This window comes from Paenarthrobacter sp. Y-19, from assembly GCF_029223985.1.
Taxonomy (GTDB): Bacteria; Actinomycetota; Actinomycetes; order Actinomycetales; family Micrococcaceae; genus Arthrobacter; species Arthrobacter nicotinovorans.
Genome location: NZ_CP119414.1, coordinates 2,260,285 through 2,282,727 on the forward strand (window position 1 = coordinate 2,260,285; position 22,443 = coordinate 2,282,727).

17 protein-coding genes and 2 riboswitches are annotated in these 22,443 nt (G+C 63.6%); of the genes, 1 reads left to right on the top strand and 16 read right to left on the bottom strand.

Annotated elements, in window-relative coordinates; genetic code table 11:
- Window positions 1–12: 12 nt before the first annotated feature.
- Window positions 13–103: riboswitch (Fluoride riboswitch) on the bottom strand.
- A gap of 42 nt (window positions 104–145) precedes the next feature.
- Window positions 146–1,006: a hypothetical protein gene (locus PYR64_RS10610; protein ID WP_139126756.1), complete on the bottom strand. Its 861-nt coding sequence runs from the start codon at window positions 1,004–1,006 to the stop codon at window positions 146–148.
- A 19-nt stretch (window positions 1,007–1,025) separates the two neighbouring features.
- Window positions 1,026–1,106, bottom strand: a riboswitch (Fluoride riboswitch).
- Window positions 1,107–1,853: 747 nt separating this feature from the next.
- Here PYR64_RS10610 and PYR64_RS10615 point away from each other — a divergent pair.
- Window positions 1,854–2,306, top strand: a complete 453-nt coding sequence (locus tag PYR64_RS10615) for a DUF488 domain-containing protein (RefSeq protein WP_275779823.1) — start codon at window positions 1,854–1,856, stop codon at window positions 2,304–2,306.
- Here PYR64_RS10615 and PYR64_RS10620 read toward each other — a convergent pair.
- The 15 genes from PYR64_RS10620 to PYR64_RS10690 all read right to left on the bottom strand — a co-directional run bounded on the left by PYR64_RS10620 (window position 2,303) and on the right by PYR64_RS10690 (window position 22,392).
- Window positions 2,303–3,070, bottom strand: a complete 768-nt coding sequence (locus PYR64_RS10620; protein WP_275779825.1) for a hypothetical protein — start codon at window positions 3,068–3,070, stop codon at window positions 2,303–2,305. The two genes, PYR64_RS10615 and PYR64_RS10620, sit on opposite strands and share 4 nt — an antisense overlap.
- Window positions 3,071–3,527: 457 nt before the next feature.
- Entirely contained in the window at window positions 3,528–4,022 is a 495-nt protein-coding gene (locus PYR64_RS10625) for a universal stress protein (protein WP_275779827.1), read from the bottom strand.
- Window positions 4,023–4,207: 185 nt separating this feature from the next.
- Window positions 4,208–6,349 carry an NUDIX domain-containing protein gene (locus PYR64_RS10630; protein WP_275779829.1) on the bottom strand — a complete coding sequence of 714 codons (2,142 nt, stop codon included), beginning with the start codon at window positions 6,347–6,349 and terminating at the stop codon, window positions 4,208–4,210.
- Window positions 6,350–6,485: 136 nt separating this feature from the next.
- Entirely contained in the window at window positions 6,486–8,150 is a 1,665-nt protein-coding gene (locus PYR64_RS10635) for an AarF/ABC1/UbiB kinase family protein (protein ID WP_275779831.1), read from the bottom strand.
- A gap of 102 nt (window positions 8,151–8,252) precedes the next feature.
- Window positions 8,253–9,179, bottom strand: a complete 927-nt coding sequence (locus PYR64_RS10640) for a DMT family transporter (protein ID WP_275779832.1) — start codon at window positions 9,177–9,179, stop codon at window positions 8,253–8,255.
- A 130-nt stretch (window positions 9,180–9,309) separates the two neighbouring features.
- Window positions 9,310–9,531: a hypothetical protein gene (locus PYR64_RS10645; RefSeq protein ID WP_275779834.1), complete on the bottom strand. Its 222-nt coding sequence runs from the start codon at window positions 9,529–9,531 to the stop codon at window positions 9,310–9,312.
- A gap of 59 nt (window positions 9,532–9,590) precedes the next feature.
- The gene (locus PYR64_RS10650) at window positions 9,591–10,700 is read right to left on the bottom strand and encodes a cytochrome b N-terminal domain-containing protein (protein ID WP_275779836.1); all 1,110 of its coding nucleotides are present in this window, start codon (window positions 10,698–10,700) and stop codon (window positions 9,591–9,593) included.
- A gap of 7 nt (window positions 10,701–10,707) precedes the next feature.
- Window positions 10,708–11,166 carry a hypothetical protein gene (locus PYR64_RS10655; protein ID WP_069694901.1) on the bottom strand — a complete coding sequence of 153 codons (459 nt, stop codon included), beginning with the start codon at window positions 11,164–11,166 and terminating at the stop codon, window positions 10,708–10,710.
- Window positions 11,167–11,436: 270 nt separating this feature from the next.
- Window positions 11,437–12,102, bottom strand: coding sequence for an isoprenylcysteine carboxylmethyltransferase family protein (locus PYR64_RS10660; protein WP_275779839.1), 666 nt, complete (start codon window positions 12,100–12,102; stop codon window positions 11,437–11,439).
- Window positions 12,092–12,424, bottom strand: coding sequence for a DUF2933 domain-containing protein (locus PYR64_RS10665; protein WP_275779841.1), 333 nt, complete (start codon window positions 12,422–12,424; stop codon window positions 12,092–12,094). The genes PYR64_RS10660 and PYR64_RS10665 overlap by 11 nt, the downstream gene beginning before the upstream one ends.
- A complete protein-coding gene (locus tag PYR64_RS10670) occupies window positions 12,421–13,485 on the bottom strand; it encodes a type II glyceraldehyde-3-phosphate dehydrogenase (RefSeq protein WP_069694903.1) in 1,065 nt (354 codons plus the stop codon). The genes PYR64_RS10665 and PYR64_RS10670 overlap by 4 nt, the downstream gene beginning before the upstream one ends.
- Window positions 13,478–16,738 carry a beta-phosphoglucomutase family hydrolase gene (locus tag PYR64_RS10675; protein WP_275779843.1) on the bottom strand — a complete coding sequence of 1,087 codons (3,261 nt, stop codon included), beginning with the start codon at window positions 16,736–16,738 and terminating at the stop codon, window positions 13,478–13,480. The genes PYR64_RS10670 and PYR64_RS10675 overlap by 8 nt, the downstream gene beginning before the upstream one ends.
- A gap of 1 nt (window position 16,739) precedes the next feature.
- The gene (locus PYR64_RS10680; RefSeq protein WP_275779844.1) at window positions 16,740–19,169 is read right to left on the bottom strand and encodes a phosphoketolase family protein; all 2,430 of its coding nucleotides are present in this window, start codon (window positions 19,167–19,169) and stop codon (window positions 16,740–16,742) included.
- A gap of 54 nt (window positions 19,170–19,223) precedes the next feature.
- Window positions 19,224–21,719: a heavy metal translocating P-type ATPase gene (locus PYR64_RS10685; RefSeq protein WP_275779846.1), complete on the bottom strand. Its 2,496-nt coding sequence runs from the start codon at window positions 21,717–21,719 to the stop codon at window positions 19,224–19,226.
- Window positions 21,720–21,939: 220 nt separating this feature from the next.
- Window positions 21,940–22,392, bottom strand: a complete 453-nt coding sequence (locus PYR64_RS10690; RefSeq protein ID WP_275779847.1) for a hypothetical protein — start codon at window positions 22,390–22,392, stop codon at window positions 21,940–21,942.
- Window positions 22,393–22,443 lie beyond the last annotated feature (51 nt).

Genomic DNA, 22,443 nt, shown 5'->3' on the forward strand with positions numbered 1-22,443 from the left:
TACCTTCGTATAGCAAAGGCAGGAACCATCAGCCATGCGGCGGTTCGAACACCCGCACCCTTAGGTGCAACGTATTCCGGCGGGATCCATCACCGTGAACAGAGACTACTGGCACATTGGCTACGCGCGCCAGAATGTGACGCGGTCATCCGCCCTGTTCAGTGCCTTGGCTGCCCGGCGCGGGCCACGCCTCCCGCGGGTCGGTCGCCAGATACAAGGGCAGACCCCAGCCGGCGAAGAAGCCAAGAGCCTCGATCCATGACGTGTTTTCCACCGCACCCGCCGGGCTCCCGTAATCCGTCATGGATTCGGTCAGGTGCCGCATCCGACCCCGGATTTCCCGCAGCCGGCCCGCTACCGCGTGCCTCAATTGCTCCGGCAACGGGCCTCTCCCAGCCAGGTGGAAGCGGCACAACAACACCGGATCCCCTGCCCCTTCCGGTGCGCCGGGATCACAATCCGGGCAGACCCTGTCCCGCCAGAGACCCACAGTCTCAAGACACCACGTGGTGGTGTGGACCAGGGCGTTCGCCTCAACGGTCAGGGCTTCGGTGTTCGAATTTGCATAGCCCATGCGCAGCCCCGGAAGATCCGGGGACGCCAGATCCTGGCAGATCCGACAGGGTCCGACCGGCACAAGCACCTCCTCCGGATGCCGGTGCAACAGCCCGCTCTTCCGGTCCAACCCATCCGCGACATGTTCCAGCAGATCCTCATAAAGGATCGTGACATCAAAAGGCTGGTGCCCTCCCCGCGCACCGGCACCTGCCTGCCACAACTCCACTTCCACCACCGCGTAGGCCCACGCATGACGCGGGCACAAGCCCAACGAGGCGCGCAGCAACCGGCGCAAACTCCCGTCCATGATGTCCCCATGAACGAAAGACCACAGCTGGCGCACTTCCTCAACCGAGAGTTCCAACGGACCCGGGGGCACCAACACCCCGGTGAGCCTGTCACGCTGCGGCGTTTCGAAGAAGCCGAGCCGACCTTGATTTCCTGTCATAACAGCCTCCTGCCCTTGCAGCCGGACAGGAACCATCAGCCAATCGGCGGTCCGGACAGGCATTCAACCCGCCAGGGTGGGATCCATCACCTGTATCAAGGCTAGCTCTGTCAGGCCCGAGGTGGGGACGATTCCCCAAGTTTGTCGGGGCTTCAGATTGCTGCGCGCTGCATGGCAGGCGGTCCCAAGACAACTAATGAGCACCCAGACTCCGAGGGGGACGGCCGCTGATCACTCGGTTTCCGGACGTCTCCGGCGGCAGTGCCGGCGCCAGGAATGCCTCGTATACGAGCGAATTATCATATCTATGGTTAAGTGCATGGACCCGGGGGTCTATGTGAGGGGTATGTTTTTCCCTCATAATCGAGAAGAAGGGATCCCTGCTAAATCAGCACAAACAGCCCCATCCCACTGCGATCACCACATGTTCACTAACTGTCGAGTTCCGACAGCACACGCCGGCCAAACTCGCCCTCGAGGGTGAAGGAAAGAGTTGGTGGTGCATCCGCGTAGGTTCCCGGAACTGGAGGCTCGTTCTTGGTTCGCCGCCGCTCGGATTTCGATGGTGGTCACAGCAGGCTCACGGGCAGAGCAATCGGATGCCGTTACTTGCGGTTTCCGCATAGACCAAGACGCCCCTACCGGCAGCCGGCCCGCTGATGCTGCACTGGGGGCATGCTCAGCTACGAAGACATCATCCTGCTCGGAGAGGAACGTGTCCTTGTCATCCAGGAGCACCAGGAGGGCCGCTGCTGGTGCGGCCAGACATGGGATTGACCGCACGGGTAGAGGCTGCGGCAAAGCGGTGCGACGTCGGCCGATTTTGCGCCCGTGCAAGAATGAAACCATGTGGACTGAAACGAGCGGCGTCATCGGTGTTGGTTACGAAGGGAAGGACATTGCGTCGTTCCTTGAGGAACTGACTGCCTGGAAAATCGGGACGGTCGTTGACGTTCGGTTGAACCCGATCTCAAGGAAAAAAGGCTTCTCAAAGAGGGCCCTGACCGAAGCTCTGGCCGAGGCCGGTGTCGGCTACAGCCACATGCCGGCGTTAGGGAATCCCAAGGACAACCGTGAAGGTTTTTGGGCTCCGGGCACTGCAGCCGCAAAGGTTGCGGGCGAGCGTTTCGAGTCTCTGCTTGACAGTGAAGTAGCTGCCGAAAAGATTATTGAGCTCACAGACCTTGCCGCGGGGCAGCGTGTGGCCGTGCTGTGCTTTGAGGCCAGCGAGCTGTGCTGCCACCGCAAATACGTTCTCGCCCGTGTTAAAGAACGCCTGGCTGCTCTGGTCGGCAGCTAACGGGCCCCTGCTGCGTAAACACCCAAGACACCGAACGCCTGGGGTCTTTTCAGCTGGTTGCCCAGGAAAAACACGGGACCGCGGGCCGTAGCGCACAGTTGATCAAGGAATCTCTTTTGGATTGCCGCTTTGGCGGCTTCATCGGTGTCCCCCGCGTGCCGCCGCTGAAGTTCAGTGAACTCCCAATCCAGCAGACCTTGCCGGTGTCCTTTGCAAATCCTGCCAGTGCAGCGGTAGCGAAAATGACCTTCAAATCGCGGCGGGGACAGGATCGATTTGTCCGTCTTGGGTCCAAAGAGTGTGTCTTGGTGCAGATGCGCTTCCATCTTGGCTTGTTGTTCCGAGGTCCACCCGTCGAAAAGTCGTAATTCCAGCTTGTCGATATCCGCGGGCACTACTGCCGCCAGGGATGGGCCGGCCGATCCGTTCAAGGCGCGGGCGTTGAGTTCGCAGGTGTTAAACGCACCGATGAGCGGATCAACGTGTGGGTGCCGTGGCTTCCACGGCTCAAGGTGGGAGTCGATGGTCAAAGAGTCAAGGATCGGGGTGTAGCTCTCGGGTCGTCGATCTTTGGACGCTGGTGTGATCTTTAGTTTCACGATGTCGTACTTCTTGAATTTCGCGTCGGCCTCGAGATAGCGGAAGGGGATCGGGTAAAGACGAATCCATTCCGGGCCACCTTCCGCAAGTCTGAGACCCGCCACGCAAACAGTGTCACCGTGGTTAGCCGAGGGCTGTGGAGCGGCCTTGACCGTGATCAGCACTTTTGCCTCAGTGATGCCCGCTCCGAGTTCCTTTTCGTACTCAGGCCGGCCGTTGGCGAACAACCCTTCCCCGAACATCATTTCAACTGCCCCCAAAAATAACCTTCAGTCATGCGACTATCGGGACTACACCCCCGCTCCCCGCGGTCGGTGCTACTGTGCCCTGGCGGTGGGCCAAAGGCTCACTCGTAGTGATCATATACAGGAACCGACGGCCGACCTTGAAGATGCCTCCTGCCGATCCGTGCCCGAATGTGGTCTCTGCCATCGAACCTCGGCTCTGTCAGCCATCGATTCAGCTGAATCTTCCCAACCAAACTCGCCAGCAGCTACTTCTATGCGATGAACCGGCGCCCAAGACCACGACGCTTACCGTCGCGATGCTGCCAGTGTGATGGCTTCATCGGGGCATCCGCAGGACGCCGGATTACCCGCTGTGCCTCCGCTGTCCGAAGACCTATCCATCTCCGTGCGCTCTCGGCCTGGTCCTGACTACGAGCACGGGACAGGCGGCGTGGTGGAGTACCTGCGTGGACACGGATCCGAGCAGCAGCCCGGTGAATCCTCCGTGCCCTCGGGAACCAACGACCAGCAGGTCGGCGTCCATAGAAGCATTTATAAGGACGGTGACTGTGGGCCCTTGGACGACGTCACCGGTGACGTCGACACCTTCGGTGTCTGCCCCCTTCAATGTGTCCGTCTGCATTCCCCGGGCGGTCGGCTCGAGAATGTTGCTATCCCAGATCATCGCTTCCATACCGGCCGCCTCGGGAGGATACTCCCAAGCGGTTACTGCCCGTACCAGTCCGTGGCGGAGACGGGCCTCGGTGACGGCCCATTCGACAGCGAACCGTGATTCCGCAGAGCCGTCCACCCCGACCACGATCCTGAATCCCTCTCCGTCGCCCATGATCTCCGCCGTCCGTTGAGGTCCCGCCTGACTGGTTGCCATCAGTCTCCCATACAGGCTTCAGCGGCAAGGTACCTGATGAAAATTGCAGTTAAGGAAAGATGCCAGGCCGCAGGCCAGGATCCCGGTGACGGGTGATGTGAGGGGTTTCGCGGTCAGGGCCAGCCTCTTCCGTGCCGCGGACTGAAGCATGGCCGGCGTTATCGGCGAGTGCTTCGTCGGCCCTGTCAGTGCCCTGTTGTCCCGGCGCTCATCGGGCCCCAAAGCATGCCTCTGAGCATGTCAAGTATCGCGCTTGTGCCAGCTCCAAACGTCGAGGACTCGCGTTCCGCCGCGGGTTCTTCGTCCTGCGTAGGGTCCTGGCTCTGTTGTCCGGTGCCTTTCCGCTGGTACAACGGAATTGTGGTGATACGGCTGACCTCGGCTATGTTGACCGTACCGGTGAAGACCGGCCCCGCAGACCATGCGATGACGGGCGTCAGCAGGAACCCGCTTTCGAAAAGGGCGATCGCGGGCAGAGTGCCCAGGATGTGCACACTGGCCGGGTCCAATGCGGTTTCCTCACGGGCCTCGCGGAGCGCCGTAGCGGCCGGACCGTGGTCGCCGTCGTCGGCAGCGCCGCCCGGGAAGACCAGTTGTCCCGGGTAGTTGGTTAGATCGGAGGCCCGTTCAGTGAGGAGCACGGACGGGCCGTGCGGGCTGTCTGTTAGAAGCACAAGCACTGCAGCCTGGTTAAGTGTGACCGGGTTTGGCTGGCGGTCCGGTTCTGGACGATCATGTCCGGTCAGTCGGGCCAACGTGTCGGCCCATGGCGGCCGCACGGACGGGCCGTGGCTCGGCATAGTCCGGTCGGAGTCGGAGTCGGAGTCGGAGTCGAGCCATTGAAGTTGTCCGGTTTGGACGCGCAGCAGCCCCACTCCGGGAGCGGAGTTGGCCGGTTGCATCAGCCGGATCAACTGCCCGAAACCCGGATGACCGAACAACGCCCGGGCAGGACGGTGGACCGTCAGGTCGGCTGGTCCGGAGAAATCTGCTGGGTTGTTTGCTACCGCCACGAAGGCCTGGCCGGATCCTACGAGGTTCGCCACCGGGCCGCCAAAGGCAACGAGGGTATCGCTCATCGCCGGTACCAGCAGGAGGTTCGCGCCCGACTCGGCCAGAGCGTGCACGGCGTGGGGATTGAGCAGGTCCCGGCAGATTGCCAGTACCAGATGCCATCCATCGTCGCTGACATGGACCCGTAGCTGGGGCCAGCCTTGGGGTTGGATATCTTCGTTGACCGGCCGGTCGGCCGGGGAGTGCTTGTCCTGGGTCAACGGAGCAGGGACGCCGCGGAGGTAGGCGATGGCCGTGTTACGCCGCCGCGGCGTCCCAAGATGCTCGTCGTCGTGATGGTAGCTTCCGGCAACGAGCATTCTGGGGCCGCCGGTCCGGCTTGTCCAGCTCTGCAGGCGGGCGGCGAGTGACTCGGTGACGCAGAGTTCGGGCAGGACAACAATGCTCGCGCCGTTTGCGACTGCTGCGTCGATCAGCCGGTCGATCTCCTGGTGCTGTTTGTCTTCATCTTTCGGACCGACCGGGAATGTCCGCCCGCTGGCGTCGGCCGGAAAGTGAAAATCAGCCAGAGTGCGGTTGGGATGGCAGGTTGCCACGACGGTGTTGCGATCTATGATCCCGGTGAGCTCGCGGGCAAGGCTGTAATCGAAGATGACTTGGAATTGTGTGGCCCATTCCCCGGCAAGCCGGACGTGACGGGTCTCGTCCAGGCGGTTGGCCAGCCGCCACGGTGGGGCGGTCGCGGTCAGCGCGGTCACGTGCCGGAGGTCCGGACTGTCCAGGGGGACAGGATCACCAACGCCTGGCTGGTAAGGGCTCCGTCGCCGAAAGGACTCGCGGAAGCTATGGCAGTACTGTTCATCCAAAAGTTCAGCCAGTAGCCGTGCGACAACAACGGCGGGCAGGCCCTCGTCTGCGGTCAGCGCCGCCGCCAGGGCAGCGGCAACCTGAGGGCGCAGCTCGGATTCGGTTGATGTGGCGGGCATCAGGGCCCTGACGCCGGCTGTGATCAGATCGGCCTTAGCGCGGCAGCCGGCATCCTGGATCCGCTCCTGCAGTATGGGATGCTCGTCCCGGCACAGCTGCAGCAGATGTGTGAGGGCGACCAGTGGCTCTCTCTCGGCGGCGATGGCTGCCTGGATGGACGCCACCCGTTGTGGCAGCGACGATGGCCGGGCAACGCAGGCGGCACAATCCGTCATGGTTGCAGATGTAGTCCTCCCTTGGACGTTGGCCGCCCCGGGATCGCTCTGCGTCACGAGGGCGGTTCTTCCGGTGTCCTTCGCTTCCCCATCCCAGCCTCGATCCTTCACGATGCATCCTTTGCTGTTGCAGTTTCATGTGGCTGGGACTGACCGGCATGGATTGGCGGTGGAGGCATTCGGGCCGAACCCGCCAGGAGTAAGGATGCGCAGCAGGATCCGGTCTGGCGGGCGGAATCTTGACTCGTCATCGAGGTGATCCCCCCGGGCGCCGTGAAGTCCAGACCAGATAGGCGCCAAGCGCGCCGCCGGCGCCCAGCCCGGCGCGCATTAATGGTCTCTCCCAACTGCCCCAACGTTCCTTATCCCCCGCCGTCAGCGCCCCGACACCTCCGATCAGCGCCGCAGCAATCATGCCTGCTACCAGGCGGTTGCCGATGCGTTCCACCCGTCCGACCAGGGGTTCGAGCTCAGCAGCCCGTAGATGTACTTCCAAGCCCGTGTCGAGGGTATCCACAACTCGACGAAGTAAGTCCGGTAAGTCCTCGGCCAGTTCCGCTGCGTCAACACCGGCTGCGGCCATGCGCGTGGCCAACGCGTGCGGCGCAAAACGTCTGAACATCAGCTTCCTCGCGTAGGGCGCCAGCACCACGCCAAGATTAAAGCCGGGATCCAATTCAACTCCGATGCCTTCGGCCATGATCATCATCTTCAGGAGCTTCGCCAGCTCCTGCGGCATCTGCAGATGGTACATGCGCATCAGCGCGACCGCTTGGGTGATCAGCGGCCGGATTTCGATCTGACGTAGTTGGCGGCCTTCGTAGAGGGCAATAAACCGCGTGACGTCCGAGCGCAGCCGGCTTCGGTCCACGGGCTGCCGGGTTACGGAAAGGTTCAGCAAAGCGGAGCCGACACGGTCCGGGTCTCCGCGGGTCAATGCGGTCAGCAGAACGCCGAGTTGGTCGCGCAGCTTATCGTTGACCTCGCCGACCATGCCGAAGTCGATGAGACCTATGCGACCGTCAGATTCAATGAACAGGTTGCCTGGATGCGGATCGGCATGGAAAAACCCGTCTTCGAAGACCATTTTAACTGCTGTGCCCGCGGAACGGACAGCCAGCGCAGCACGGTCGATCCCTGCGCGGTCCAGGGCCGCGAGATCATTGACTTTCATCCCCACGATCCGCTCCAGCGTCAGCACCCGGGATGTAGTTGTCTCCCAAAAAACGCGCGGAATGTGAACTTCGGGATCGGCGGCAAAGTTGTGGGCGAATCGGTCCGCATTCCGCCCTTCCTGCAGATAGTCGAGTTCTGCCCTCAGAGTCTGTGCAAACTCCGCGGCTATGCCGGGGAGATTGTAGTCCGCCGCCGCTTCCCACCGGCGGCTGATCTGGACCGCGAGGTTCTGCAGAATATCCAGGTCCGCCTCGATCGTGGGAATGACGTCGGGCCGCCGGACTTTTACCACGACGGGTGTTCCGTCGTGAAGAGTTGCTGCATGGGCTTGGCCGATAGACGCACTCGCCAGGGGTTCGAGGGTGAAGTCCGCAAACACCTCTTCCGGCTCGGCCCCGAGCTCGTCGCGGATAAGCTGACGGATCCTTGGGCCTGGCACGGGCGGAGCGGCGTCCTGGAGTTTGGCCAGCTCCGACTGATACTGAGGTGGCAAGAGGTCAGAGCGGGTGGAGAGGAGTTGGCCGAGCTTGATGAACGTTGGTCCCAAATCCTCGAAGGCCAACCGCAAGTGCTCCGGATTCGTGTAGGGCTCGGCCCTTCGTTCATGGCCCATGAGCCCCTGATGGAACGGTACCCACCGCTCGAGTCCAGTGATACCCACGAGGAAGCCCAGCCCGTGCCGGGCCAGAAGCTCGCTGATTTCCTGATAGCGGTGCATACGTATGTTGATTGTCATTGTCCGTTCTGGTTTCTGCGTGATCTGGGAGTCTTCGAAGTGGAAGGAAGTCCCGCGTGTTCCTGCACGCCTTGCCATTCCATGCACCGTGTCCGCGGTCTACTATGCACGGAAGTTTTCACGCCTTTGCAGGGCGGCCCGTCTTCGCGGCAGCACAAGGACGACCATGGACACGATAACCAGGCCCATGCCGACCAAGCTCCAACTGCTCTGGCGTTCGCCCAACACAACCATGGACAACAGGATGCCGAAGACCGGAACCAGGAAGGTCCATGCCGTGACCGCGTCCAGGCGGCACTGCCGGACTTCTGTGAACCAGCCGAGAAAGGCCGCAGCGGTACCCACGAGGGAAACGTACAGGAGAATGCCGATGAAGCGCACACCCCAGTTGATGACCGGCGCCCCCTCTGTCAGCACGGCGATGACGGCAAGAATTGCGCCTCCGATCAGGAAATGCCACGCAATCACCTGCAGGACATCGGCTTTCACCTGCCTTGAAATCAACGTCCCGGCGGTGACCGCAAGAGCCGCCGTGATTGACAGCCACGCACCGGTGCCAGTCCCACTGGGCAGGGCAACTGCCAATAGCCCGGCGAAGCCTGTCCCCATTGCTGCCAGCGTTCGCGCCGACACGCGCTCCTTGTATATCCACCAGGCCGGAAGCACTATGAGCAGGGGCTGTGCATTGGCCAGGACGGAGGCGGCTCCAGTGGATAGACCGGCCAGACCGCCGAACATGGCACTGAAAGCCAGGGTGACATTGACAATTCCCATCACCGCTATCAGGGCCCAGGTCCGTGCCCCGCGCGGCGTCGGTTCCCGCCGGAATACCGCAACTGCGAGAAGCACTGCGCCGGCTATGAGCGCACGCAACGCGGCAAACCACAGGAGCGGGGCGTCCTTCAGACCGATACTGATCGCCAGAAAGCACGAGCCCCAGGCAAAGGTAATCCACAGCATCCGTATGGGGTTGGGTCGCCGGAGGTCTCCGACCTGTCCGGCACTTACAACTGTCGGAGGTAGGCGCACAGCAGCTCCTTCATCGGCGGGACACCGGAGAATCTTTCGGCAGGCACAGCCATCGGCTTAGCCTCTTCCTGTTTATTAGGCAGATCTGGCCAAGTGGTTAAGGCTGTTGGTTCGACAAGGCGGCCAGCGCTCATGAGTTGTCCTGAACGGCGCCGGGAGAAAGCCTCTCGGGCGGCTGATCCGGTGCACCGCGTGCCCGGTCCTGGAAGTTGAGAATGCGCACAGCGAGGCTCAGCGAAACGGCCAGGATGGTTCCGCTGGCGGCCGTCCGTAAGCCAGTGGCAGGGGCAGGGGCCGCAGCGAGAGCGCCCGTCAATGAACCTGCCGACAAAACCGCGGCAGTGACCAGCATCCAAAATGCCCGACGTGCCCGTCGGCCCGCGAGAGGAAATGTTGGTGGCGTGCGCATGCTCATGCCCCCAGATGTTCTTTGACTGGGAGGACCAGTATGAGAAGTGTGAGCGTCAAGATGCTCAGCAACAGCATAAGACCGGCGGCGATCGAAACGGGGCGTCGTCGCCACAGCCGGTTCCGGCTCCGGTCCACAAAGGGAACCGCGGCCAGGAAGAGGAAAAACGCGATCTCAGCAAAAAGGATGGCGGGCAGACCAAACCAGTCCTCCAGTGTGTAGAGCCACCAAAAATTCCATGGAGGCCTGGTCACTTCGATTCCGGCGACCGGTGTCGCACCCACCGGAGGTGGAAGGAGAACCGCCAGGATCCCTAGCACACCGGCCAGCACCAGACCGAACGCGCCGATGCGGCGCAGGTGATGGGTGAAGGGTTCGGTCGGTTCCACAGCCGCGGCCTGTTCCCCCGAGACATCGGCAGGAAGCGAAGGGTGCGGAGAGATTTTGTGGCGCTTTACCAGGAGCCCGTGCAGAGTCATGAGGACGAGGATGGTCCCTGGAAGGATCACCACGTGCGCGCCGTAGATCCGCACGAGGATTGAGACTTGATTGGCGAACTCGGCGGAAAACCAGAACCCGGCCCCGCCGAGCAGATTCCCGATCTCAACGTTGTGGCCCAGCGCTTCAAAGCCCTCTTGATCCCACTTCAGGACCGTTCCCGTGAACAGGGCGAGGGTGATTAGTGCGAAAAGTGCGACGCCGATAAGCCAGTTTCCTTCGCGCGGGCGTTTGAATGAGCCAGTAACGAAGACCCTGATCAGGTGCAGGGCCGCGGTGACATACATCGCCTGGGAGGCCCAAAAGTGCACCCCCCTCAGAACGCTTCCGCCCCAGACGTCGTTGACGATGCCGCGGACCGATTGGTTAGCCGTTTCCGGTGTGGGGCTGTAGAACTGGACCAGCAGAATGCCGCTCAGCATCAGGATTCCGAAGGCTGCTGCCGTCACACCCCCCAGGCTCCAGGCCAGGGAGTTGGCGTGTTCGGGGACGGCGTACCCCAGGGCGCCGATGCCGAGGCGTTCGTCGATCACATCCATCAGGCGCCGGGCGCGACCAGGGCGCGGGGCCTGTGCCGGGGTTTGGCCGCCGATGCGGGCCGTCTCATCGTTCATGTCAGATTCACCGCTCCTTTCGCCGTGACCGCTCATGTTTTGGTGGCACCTCCTGGCGTCTGTGCTTCCAGGCCAGCAGCAACCGGAGCTCATGGACGTTTTCGGCCGGGCGGAACATGTATGCCAGCACCAGCCCCGTGAGAACCGCCAGCATGGAAACAGTCAGAATCCCCCAGTCCGCGCCGGTCAGGCCACTCCGGGGCGGGAGCGGGTCAAGGAGAACTGTTGTCCCGGTCTCCTCGCCGGTCGCGGGCCTCAACGTGCTGAGGGCCACCGATATGGACTCCTGCAGCAGGACACGTCCCTGGGTTGAATTTCCCGTCTGGAGGGCGGCCTTGGCCTGCTCGAGTTCAGCCACGGATACCCCGTCCTGGTCCGGCGCGGCGAGGGCCGCGTCGATTTTCTCCAGGGCGGGGCCGATGTTGCCCGGATCGTGGACGAGGTGCCCCAGCGCCTGTTGAACCAATAGATACCCCTCTGAGGAAGGGTCTCCCTCATGGGCGGATGCCAGGGGGGCCGCGACAATTCCTCCGACGAGGAAGAAGCAGGCCAGAAGGACAGCTGCGCATGTTCTTGCGGCACGGAGCGGCCATGACACTGAATGCCGCGTGCCGTGCTCGCCGGACCTTCCAGATCCGGGTTTCGTTCGCATGGATGGCTCCCAAGATGGATGATTCCTGCATTGAGTGCGCCTGGCCGGGTCCCCGCAAGCCTCAGCCATGGCTACTGAGGTTGGTCAGTGCCGCCCCTGAATACGCGGTACGCCTTTGTTCTTGTTCGACCGGGGGATGAAACCTGGAACCAGGCGGGCGTAGGCGAGATATTCCTCGCCGAATTCGGCCACCATTGTTTTTTCCTCCCGGCGGGCGAGCCGATGGTAAACAACTACCAGAATCGGGAACATGATCAGGGTCAGGAGGGTCGGCCATTGGAGCAGGAAACCAAACATGATGGTCAGGAACCCCAGGTACTGCGGGTGGCGGAGGCGGGCATAGATACCAGTGACCGCCAGCCGGTGCTCCCGTTGGGCGGCATAAAGAACCTGCCACGCGCGGTAAAGCAGGATGAAACCGGCTGCTATGAGCACGTTGCTCAGCAGGTGCAGGGGATTCAGATGGGGGTCCCACTGCCACCCCATGAGGTCCTGCCAGAGATGGCCTGAGTTATGGGTCAGGAGGTTCAGATTCGGGAACTGGCTGCCCAGCCAGCCGGAGAGGAAGTAGATGGTCAGCGGGAAGCCGTACATCTCAGTGAACAGCGCGACGATGAACGCGGCGAAGCCGCCGAAAGCCCGCCAGTCGAGTTTCGTCTTGGGTTTGACGAAGCTGAACGCGAAAATAATGAATATTGCGGAGTTCAGAATTACCAGGAACCACAGGTTGTACCCGAAGTCAGTTGACATTGCCCGAACTCCGTCCTGCAGTTCCGTCGGGGCTGCCTCCGTGTCCGCCGTGTCCGCCGTGGCCTCCGTGGCCTCCGTGGCCTCCGTGGCCTCCGTGGCCTCCGTGGCCGAACAGGTGCATCGCCATCATCCCCACCACGAACACGTAGGGCAGTGCGTCCAGCACGTGCAGCCAGTGATTGGTCAGCAGGTAGAACACGGCGATGATGATCAGGACAGTCAGCCCGCCACGCACATACAGGGCCCTGCGGTCCTGAACGGGCTGCACGGGAGGCGGCGTCCCGGGCTGGCCGCTGGCCGGATGTTGGTGGTCGTGGTTCATGGCTGGCCTCCCGGCATGACGGGCAGATGTTCGGCGAGGAAGTCCTGCCTCATGCCCAGCGTTGAATCGGTCATCGTCATCGATGTCACTGCGTCCGGGGCGGATCCGGTCAGGGCGCGGATGGCGTCGATGGTTTCGGGTACGACGATGGCCTCGTTGTAGACCTGGTACGTCAGGTAGGCCTCATCCCCGTCGACGGTGACCAGTTCCTCCCAGACAGCGACTTCCCACATGTCTCCGCGGGGCCGGCCAAGATCCTTCATCAGTTCGATGGTCGAGTTCAGCGCGACCAGTCCGTCAGCCATCCGGATGAAGGCTATCCGGGGTGCGGCACGAAGCGCAGCGAGTACCTCCTCCCGGCTGGCGGCCCGGGTGAGCTGGAGTGTCCAGTAATGGTTATGGGTCTGGGTGTGGGCGCCCTTGGCTGCGATCGTGACGACGTCCAGATCGGGCAGGACGGTCCGGGCGTCCGGGCCCTGGTGGGAAGGAATTTTCGGTTCCGGGACCATGGTGTTCATGATCCCGCCAAGATGTGATTCCCAGGGGTCGGTGGCCCGGCGGATGAGGACTCCGCGGGCCTTGGCCAGCAGGCCTGCATCCCGTAGGGCCCCGAGTACCCTGACGATGCTGGTCGTGTTGCAGGAGACGACACGGGTCATGTCCCGGCCCAGTGCGCTGTCGTAGTTGGCCTGCGCTACGAAAGAATGCCCTGTGGTGTCGTGGGATTCACCGCCCTGCAGGATGACTTTCACCCCTGCCGCCCGGTAGCGGGGCAGGTTGCCGGCCGCCACATGTTTGGGGGTCGCATCGACGACGACGTCCGCTTGGGCCAGCAGATCATCCAGGCCTCCGGAAATACTCAGGCCTGCCTGGCCCATGGCGTCCCGGGCTTCGGCGGTGGCTGCGAACAGGGGAAAGCGTCCCGCGGCTGAGCGGATCCGCCAGTCGGTGATGATGTCGGCGACGCCGATCAATTCCATGTCCGGCTGCAGCTGGACGGCGTCGGCTACCCGTTTGCCGATGACTCCGTATCCGTTGACGGCCACTTTGGTCTTATTCATTGGTATGCCTTCCCACTTGCGGTTGCGGTGTTTTGTCGACGGCGGTTCTCAGCCCCGAGGGTTCCTGTTTTCTTCGGTGCCAGGGGAAGTCCATTTCATCCCCGCCGGAGAGCTGTTGATAGAGTCCTTCGACGCCTATCCGCACAGGGGGTGCGCTGCAGGGCTGCAGATGAACCCGCAGCGTTTCCGCGTTCAGGGACACATCGATGCGGTGGCCCCTGTAGAGGACCTGGAACCCGGCACTTCCCAGCCGGGCCGGGAGCCGGGGAGAAAAGGTTAGCGCGTGGGCCTCTGTCTGAAGGCCGGCGAAAGCCCTGCTGATGATGTCGACGGTCCCGGACATCGCGCCGAGATGGATCCCTTCCCGGGTGGTTCCACCTTGAGTGTCGTCCAGATCGGCGACCAGGGCTTCACGGAAGACCTGCCAGGCCCGGGATTCGTCAATCCGTGCCAGTACCGAGGCGTGCACCACCCGGCTGAGGGTTGATCCGTTGGCGGTCCGGGCCAGGTAGTACTCCACGGTGCGCTCCAGATCCGGCTCCGCGAACGGATAGCCGAGCCGGTGCAGCTGCCCGATCACCCCCGCTGGCCCCAACAGGTAGATCAGCATCAGGACGTCGGCCTGCTTGGCGAGTTTGTACCGGTTGGTGGCGTCGTTTTCGGCTTCGAGGATCAGATCGAGCCGCCCGACATTGCCGTATTTTGTGCGATACCGCCCCCAATCAAGCTCTGCCAGGTCTTCATAACCGTCGAACTGGCTGAGGACTCCGTCGGGATGGAACGGCACGGCGAGCCGGCGGCTGAGCCGGGACCAGCGGCTGATCTCCTCCGCCGTGACCTGCAGCCGTCCGGTGAGGTCATCGCCGGGATGGCCTGCGAGTTCTGCCAGCACATCGGCGGCGCGTTCACACAGCCAGGAGAGCAGCACATTGGTGTACGCGTTGTCACGCAGGCCGGTCCCGGGCGTCTCCGGGTACCCGTCGTGATACTCGTCAGGTCCCATCACCCCTGAAATGTGGAACCTGTCCCCTGCCGGATCATAGTCGGCCAGCGAGGCGAACATCCTGGTCACTTCGATGATCAGTTCCCCGCCGCGGGCAGCCAGCCAGTCCCGGTCCCCCGTGGCCTGGAAATGCTGCCACGCGTTGTACGCTACGGCGAGTCCGACGTGCCGCTGGCGGCTGGAGTTGTCCGGCATCCAGCGGGCGGATCGGGCGTTGTAGAGCTGGCGGGGCGTCTCCTCCCGACCGTCGCTGCCGCTCTGCCAGGGGAAGAGCGCCCCCCGGAGTCCCTGGGTGCGTGCAGCGTCACGGGCAGCATCCAGTCGGCGCCAGCGGTACTCCAGCAGGGCCCGGCTGACGTCCGGGAGCCGGAGGCCGATCACGGGGAAGACGAACAGTTCGTCCCAGAAGACGTGCCCGCGGTACCCTTCCCCGTGCAGGCCACGGGCAGGCACGCCGGCATCGAGGGCTGCAGTATGCACCGAGATGGTCTGCAGCAGGTGGAACACATGCAGGTTGAGAACCAGCCGGGACTGCCGGTCGCCGTCGACGCTGGTTCCGAACAGCTCCCACAGTCGCCGCCAGGCCGCTTCGTGGTCTTTGAGCAGTGCGGTGAAGCCGCCGTCAGCGCGGGAAAGCGCTGTCAGGGCCGCGGCCTCGGGCGAGGAAATGGCTCCGTCGCGGGAGGTTGCCAGCGACGCGGTCCTGGTTATGGTCGCGGGTTCTCCGTCGGTCAGTCGCAGGTCGAACTGTCGCTGGTAGCGTCCGCCGTCGCTCCCGGCGTCCCGGGGTGTTGCCGTGCCGTCGAACACCGTCCGGACGGCCAGGGCGATGCGTATCCTGCTCTGGCTGGTCTGGACGGCGCACAGGACGGTGCTGCTGTCCGTTTCCGTGAATTCAGGATCGGTCAGGTGCCGTTGCCCGGTGCCGGCATAGTCGCGGACATTCGTGTTGGCCACCAGGGCATCTATTCCTTCCCGGATGCCCACGGTCCCGTTAAAACCGTGGGCTGTCAGAGTAGTCTCCAGTGCCGCCAGATGGGGATCGTGCATGGAGACCAGCCGACGCTGCTCGACGGTAAGTCTTTCCCCGTGCGGGCCATTCAGGGTTGCGTGGCGAATCAACAGGCCCCGCCGCAGGTCGAGCTCGCTTCGCTCATCGCTGACCTGAATATCCCCGGTGGACCACCACGGCCCGTCGCCGATGCGTACATCCAAGGGCAGCCAGTTGGGGACGTTGACCAGATGCTCTTCTTCCAGCTCGCGGCCGTGGATGGTGCTTGTCGTCCGGTTATAGACGCCGGCCAGATAGGTCCCGGGATAGTGGACGCCGTCGTCAGCGCGTTCCGGCCGGGTGCCGCGTGTTGCCATGTACCCGTTGCCAAGAGCGGTCAACGCTTCCCGGTGGCCTTCGTGGGCAGGGTCGAACCCTTCGTAGACCAGCGCCCACGGATCGGTGCGTGAAGCCCCCAGATCAAGCTCAGAGACATCGCCGAGGACAATGTCAGCGCCGGCGAGTTCCAGCTGTTCCCGATGCCCGGCGCGGTCGATGCCGACGACCAGTCCGAAGCCGCCGCGGCGTCCTGCCTGGACACCGGCGGCGGCATCCTCGATAACCGCTGCGTGGTGCGGTGCCACGCCAAGCCGGCGCAGCGCCTCGAGGAACATGGCGGGGTCGGGTTTGCCGGGCAGGCCCTGTCCGGCAACGACTTCTCCGTCGATGATGACGTCGAATGCGGTGTCAACGCCGGCAGCGGCCAACAAGGCCCGGGCGTTTCGGCTGGCGGTGACCAGGCCCACGGGGATGCCTGCGGCACGCAGGCGGGCCAGCAGGGCCGTGGTTCCAGGGTAGGCCTGGACGCCATCGCGCGTCACGGCCTGGAGGAACAGGTCGTTTTTGCGGGCGCCGAGCCCATGGACGGACCAGACGTCGGGCCCGTCGGCCGGGCTGCCGGCCGGCAGCCCGGCGCCGCGGGAGGCGAGGAAGGCAGTGACTCCGTCCTCGCGCTGCCGGCCGTCGACATACTGCCTGTAGTCCGTATTCTCGTCGAACGGATCCCTCCTGGGGCTCCCGGTGAGCCTGGGGTCCTGAAGAACGGAGTCGAAGAGCTGCTTCCAGGCCGCCGCGTGGATGACGGCGGTCTGGGTAACAACCCCGTCCATGTCGAACAGCACCGCCTGATACGGCAATGCCGGGCCATGTCCGGATGCAGTGGAGGGGCGCGGGCGGCCGCCCGAGTGGACCTGCGTCATGCTATTCCGGTTCCGCTACTTCATCAGCGTGGCTGGTCACGGGGCCCGGCGCGGACGTCCACTCCCAGTTCCGGACTTCCGGCATGTCTTCACCATGGGTGCGGATGTACTGACGGTGCTCGATGAGCCTGTTCTTGAGTTCCTCGCGCACGTGCGCCGAAACGTCTTTTAGCCTGGGCACCCGGTCGATGACGTCGATGGCCAGGTTGAACCGGTCGAGTTGGTTGAGCACGCACATATCGAACGGGGTCGTGGTGGTGCCCTCCTCCTTGTAGCCGCGGACATGGATGTTGTCGTGGTTCGTCCGGCGGTACGTGAGCCGGTGGATCAGCCATGGGTAGCCGTGGTAGGCGAAGATCACCGGTTTGTCGGTGGTGAACAAGGCATCGAAGTCCCGACCGGTGAGGCCATGGGGATGTTCCGTGTCATCCTGCAAACGCATGAGGTCAACAACGTTGACCACGCGGATCTTCAGATCCGGGAACCGGCCACGGAGGATGTCGACGGCGGCGAGGGTTTCCATCGTTGGCACGTCCCCAGCGCAGCCCATGACGACGTCGGGTTCCCCGTCCGCGTCCGAACTCGCCCAGTCCCAGATGCCGATGCCTTTGGTGCAGTGCACGATCGCCTGATGCATGTCAAGGTACTGCAGTTGGGGCTGCTTGCCGGCGACAATGACGTTGACGTACTGGTGGCTGCGCAGGCAGTGGTCTGCCACGGACAGGAGAGTGTTGGCGTCCGGTGGCAGGTAGACGCGGATGACGTCGGTCTTCTTGTTGATCACATGGTCAATGAACCCGGGGTCCTGGTGCGAGAACCCGTTGTTGTCCTGCCGCCACACATGGGAGGTCAGCAGGTAGTTCAGGGAAGCGACAGGCCGGCGCCACGGGATGTCGTTGGTCGTGGTCAGCCACTTGGCGTGCTGGTTGAACATCGAGTCGACGATGTGGATAAACGCCTCGTAGCAGGAAAAGAACCCATGCCGGCCCGAGAGCAGGTAACCTTCCAGCCAGCCCTGGCAGGTGTGTTCGGAAAGGATTTCCATAACCCGCCCGTCGCGGGCGAGATGGTCATCCTCGGGAACAGTCCGGGCATTCCAGGCCCGCTCGGTCGCGTCGAATATGGCGCCGAGCCGGTTGGAGTTGTTTTCGTCCGGGGCGAAGACCCGGAAATTGTCCATGTTCGCTGCCATGATGTCCCGCAGGAACGTGCCCAGGACCCGGGTGGATTCCACCGCCCCGGTGCCGGGGTGGGCCACGGGTACGGCATAGTCGGCGAAGTCTGGCATGCGCAGGTCGCGAAGCAGCAGCCCTCCGTTGGCGTGCGGGTTTGCGCTCATGCGCCGCTCCCCCACCGGGTGCAACCCGCCGACCGCCGCCACCGGAGCACCCGCGTCGTCGAAGAGCTCCTCGGGGCGGTAACTGCGCAGCCACTGCTCCAGGACGGCACGATGGCTGTCGTTTTCGCGGGCCTGGGTGAAGGGCACCTGGTGCGAACGCCAGCTTCCCTCGACCTTCAGCCCGTCCACTTCCGCCGGGCCTGTCCAGCCCTTGGGAGAGCGCAGGACGATCATGGGCCAGCGGGGCCGTTCCGTCCGGCCGTCCTCCCGGGCGGCGCGCTTAATCTCAAGAATCTCGTTCAGGCAGGCGTCCAGGGTCCGGGCGAAGTCCTGATGCATTTGTTCCGGATCCGAGCCTTCCACGTAATACGGTGTGTGGCCGTATCCGCGCAGCAGCGAGTCCAGTTCGTCATGGCTGATCCGGTCCAGGACGGTGGGGTTGGCGATTTTGTAACCGTTCAGGTGCAGGATCGGCAGGACAGTGCCGTCCCGTGCCGGGTTCACGAACTTGTTCGAGTGCCAGCTCGCGGCCAGCGGGCCCGTCTCTGCTTCCCCGTCACCGATGACTGCCGCCACGATGAGGTCCGGGTTATCGAACGCTGCGCCGTAGGCGTGCGAGAGCGCGTATCCGAGTTCCCCGCCCTCGTGGATGGACCCCGGTGTCTCCGGGGCCACATGGCTGGGGATGCCGCCGGGAAAAGAGAACTGGCGGAACAGCCGCTTCATCCCTGCCAGGTCCCGGGAAATATCCGGGTACGTTTCGCTGTAGGTGCCTTCCAGCCAGGCCGACGCCACCGGGCCCGGTCCGCCGTGCCCGGGGCCCATGATGTAGATCATGTCCAGGTCCCGGTCCATGATGGCCCGGTTCAGGTGGGCGTAAATGAAATTCAGGCCGGGGGTGGTGCCCCAGTGCCCCAGCAGCCGCGGCTTGATGTGCTCGGGGCGCAGCGGTTCGCGCAGCAGCGGGTTGTCCATGAGGTAGATCTGTCCGACGGAGAGGTAGTTTGCGGCCCGCCACCAGGCATGGATGCGGTCCAGCCGGTCCGGGCTGAGAACGGCTACCGGAGCTTTCGGCTGTTGATGGTCTGTCATGGCAGATCCTGTCTGTCTGAGCGAGTACTTGGGTCGGGGCCGAGGGGACGGCCTTTAGCGAACACCGCTTGGTTCCGGGGCAGGTTCAGTCTTGAGCGCGCGGCCGGTGGCCTCGCCGGGCTCCGGAAGGCGCAGGCGCTTGAGGAGCAGGGCGTTGACGGCGACAATGATGCTGGAGCCGGACATGGAGATCGCAGCGATTTCCGGGCTGAGCATGAGACCAAACGCAGGGTAGAAGACGCCGGCGGCGATCGGCAGGGCGAGGACGTTGTAGCCGATGGCCCAGCCCAGGTTTTGCCGCATCTTGCGCAACGTGCCTTTTCCGATGCGCAGGGCGATGGGAACATCCAGCGGGTCCGAGCGCATCAGGACCACGTCGGCGGTTTCGATGGCCACGTCGGTCCCGGCTCCGATGGCGATGCCTAGATCGGCCTGGGCCAGTGCGGGGGCATCGTTGACGCCGTCACCGACCATGGCGACCCGCTTCCCGGCTTTCTGCAATTGGGCCACCTTCGCGGACTTGTCCTCGGGAAGAACCTCGGCGATGACCGTGTCGATGCCCAGCTGGGCAGCAATCCGCTTCGCGGTGGCCTCGTTGTCTCCCGTGAGCATGACGACTTCCACGCCGCTTTCGTGCAGGGCCGCCACCGCGGAGGCGGCGGTCTCACGGGCGGCATCAGCCAGTGCGATGATGCCGGCGGCCCTGCCGTCCACGGCCACCAGAACTGCCGTGCGGCCGGTCGAAGCGAGGGCCTCGCGCTGGTCGGCTACCGGCCCGATATCAATGCCCTCGGACACCATCAGCTTCCGGTTCCCGACGAAGACCTTACGCCCGTTTACCGTGGCGCCGGCACCGTGGCCCGGGACGTTCCGGAATGCTTCGGCGTTTGCTGACGGAACGCCCCGACCGACGGCGTAGTTGACGACGGCGCCGGCGAGGGGGTGTTCGGATTCGCGTTCAACGGCGGCCACGAGGGCCAGCAGTTCAGCCTCATCGAATTCATGGGCAATGAAGTCGGTGACTTCGGGTTCACCCTTGGTCAGGGTTCCGGTCTTGTCCATCACAACGGTGTCGATGCGTGCTGCCGTTTCCAGCGCTGTGGCGTTCTTGAACAGGACGCCGCGCTTGGCGCCAAGGCCGGTGCCGACCATGATCGCCGTCGGGGTTGCCAGACCCAGGGCATCAGGGCAGGTGATGACAACAACCGTGATGGCAAAGAGGATCGCCTGAGGAACGGTTGCTCCGGCCAGCCACCAGGCCAGAAAGGTGGCGGACCCGCCGATCAGGGCAACCAGGACCAGCCAGAACGCGGCCCGGTCTGCAAGACGTTGACCGGGGGCTTTGGAGTTCTGGGCTTCCTGCACGAGTGCGACAATCTGCGCCAGGGCTGTGTCTGCGCCGACCTTGGTGGCGCGGACACGCAATGTCCCCGTCGTGTTGACGGTGGCCCCGATCACCTCCGAGCCCGGGGACTTGGCCACGGGCAGGCTTTCACCGGTGACCATGGACTCGTCAATGTCGGATTCGCCGTCTTCGACCATGCCGTCCGTGGGAACTTTCGCCCCCGGGCGCACCAGCATCAAATCACCGGGCAGGACCTCAGAAGTCGCTACCTCCACGGGTTCACCGTTTCTGATCACCAGGGCCTTGGACGGCGCCAGCTCCAGCAGTGTGCGGATGGCATCGTTAGCACCGCCCCTAGCCCGCATCTCGAACCAATGCCCAAGCAGCACGAAGGTGGCCAGGACGGTGGCTGCTTCGTAGAAGACGTCACCACCGCCGGTCAGGGTGACAATAAGGCTGTAGAGCCAGCCCGCCCCCACGCCAACAGCGACCAGCACCATCATGTCCAGTGTCCTGGCCTTCAGCGCCCGGTAAGCGCCGTCGAAGAAAATCCAGGCCGAGTAAAAAATTACCGGCAGGGACAGGATCAAGGCAAAGACATCGTCCCGTAATTCGAACGGGGCCGGGACTTCGAACCCGATGACCTTGCGTCCGATGGGCGACCACAGCGTGATGGGCGCGGAAAGGAGCAGTGCGATCAGGAAGCGGTTGCGCATGTCCCGGATCATCGCTTCCATCGACATGCCGTGGCCGCCGTGACCCCCGTGACCCATCACGTCCTGGGCATCTCGGGGTGTCTGCTCAGGGTGGCCTGCGTGCGCTTCATGTCCGGTATGAGCTTCGTGGGCGGCGTGCGATTCAGGGGGAGCTGCGGTGTGCCCTTCATGGGCAGAGGCGTGGTGGTCGACTGTACCGTGCCCGGCATGTGCCGACGGGGCGGAACCGGTTTCGTGCATCGGATCACAGATGTGCTCCGGCACTGACTGGCCCGAACAGTGGTAGCCGCAGTCCTGCACCCAGCTCCGGAGGTCGGCGACGGAGGTTTTGTCCGGGTCGAACGTGACATTCGCGGTCTGAGAGACCGGATTTGCTTCCACGCTGAGTACCCCTGGCCGGCGGGAGAGCGTGGCTTCAGCGATGCTCTTGGACGAGGCCCAGTGGACTCCTGCCACCTCCATGACGACGGTTTGTGTCCTACTACTCATTACAGAAATTCCTCTCTGGGCTCGTTCTTTGAAGATGTGTATCTGGCTGCCGCTCTCACGGCTGGCAGGCAGAGCGCCACCGGCGGCAGTGGCCGGGCTTGGACATGAGGTTCGCCCGAAGGACGGCCTAGGGGCGTCGCTCGCGTACAAACGCGCTCAGGGACGCAGCGGCGGGCCGTCGATGCCCCCGGATCAAGGTCCGGTGGAGGGCAGACGTCTCCTAAACGCGGCTGATGGAAAGCCGGATGAGCGATACAGGATGGAGGGGTGCCCCGGGAACCTCGGGAATCGCCCCTGCCGGCTGTTCCCGCGTACCACCGGCATAGGCGCTGCCGGGCTCTTCCGGGACAGATGAGGGAGCGACCGCTGAAGACAGCACATCAGGGCACGCTACCGACAAGCCCAGGTTCAGCGGGCAGTGTTTGCTCCGGGACGGGAGGGGGTGTCCCACCTGGTCACTATCGGCAGCCACAACGGTTTCAGCGGAAGGGGCGGGACGGTTGCCGACAAAGTCGGAATCTTCCCCGGACAACGCGATGGCGTGCGAAATAGCGCCCGGTCCGGTCACTTGGGCAGACGTCGTCGGTAGGTCCAGAAATCCCGTTATGGCGAGGAGGAACGAGAGGACCGCGGTGATTGCGGCCAGGCTGGAAGAACGCTCATGCAATCGCATGGAATAACGCACGCTTCCCCACCCCCGTGTTAATCGCGAATCATGCTGGTT

Excerpts from the sequence above, each read along its gene's own strand:
- PYR64_RS10610 (WP_139126756.1), bottom strand. The coding sequence starts at position 1,006 with ATGACAGGAAATCAAGGTCGGCTCGGCTTCTTCGAAACGCCGCAGCGT.
- PYR64_RS10615 (WP_275779823.1), top strand. The coding sequence starts at position 1,854 with ATGTGGACTGAAACGAGCGGCGTCATCGGTGTTGGTTACGAAGGGAAG.
- PYR64_RS10625 (WP_275779827.1), bottom strand. The coding sequence starts at position 4,022 with ATGGCAACCAGTCAGGCGGGACCTCAACGGACGGCGGAGATCATGGGC.
- PYR64_RS10635 (WP_275779831.1), bottom strand. The coding sequence starts at position 8,150 with ATGACAATCAACATACGTATGCACCGCTATCAGGAAATCAGCGAGCTT.
- PYR64_RS10645 (WP_275779834.1), bottom strand. The coding sequence starts at position 9,531 with ATGCTGGTCACTGCCGCGGTTTTGTCGGCAGGTTCATTGACGGGCGCT.
- PYR64_RS10650 (WP_275779836.1), bottom strand. The coding sequence starts at position 10,700 with ATGAACGATGAGACGGCCCGCATCGGCGGCCAAACCCCGGCACAGGCC.
- PYR64_RS10660 (WP_275779839.1), bottom strand. The coding sequence starts at position 12,102 with ATGTCAACTGACTTCGGGTACAACCTGTGGTTCCTGGTAATTCTGAAC.
- PYR64_RS10665 (WP_275779841.1), bottom strand. The coding sequence starts at position 12,424 with ATGAACCACGACCACCAACATCCGGCCAGCGGCCAGCCCGGGACGCCG.
- PYR64_RS10670 (WP_069694903.1), bottom strand. The coding sequence starts at position 13,485 with ATGAATAAGACCAAAGTGGCCGTCAACGGATACGGAGTCATCGGCAAA.
- PYR64_RS10675 (WP_275779843.1), bottom strand. The coding sequence starts at position 16,738 with ATGACGCAGGTCCACTCGGGCGGCCGCCCGCGCCCCTCCACTGCATCC.
- PYR64_RS10680 (WP_275779844.1), bottom strand. The coding sequence starts at position 19,169 with ATGACAGACCATCAACAGCCGAAAGCTCCGGTAGCCGTTCTCAGCCCG.
- PYR64_RS10685 (WP_275779846.1), bottom strand. The coding sequence starts at position 21,719 with ATGAGTAGTAGGACACAAACCGTCGTCATGGAGGTGGCAGGAGTCCAC.
- PYR64_RS10690 (WP_275779847.1), bottom strand. The coding sequence starts at position 22,392 with ATGCGATTGCATGAGCGTTCTTCCAGCCTGGCCGCAATCACCGCGGTC.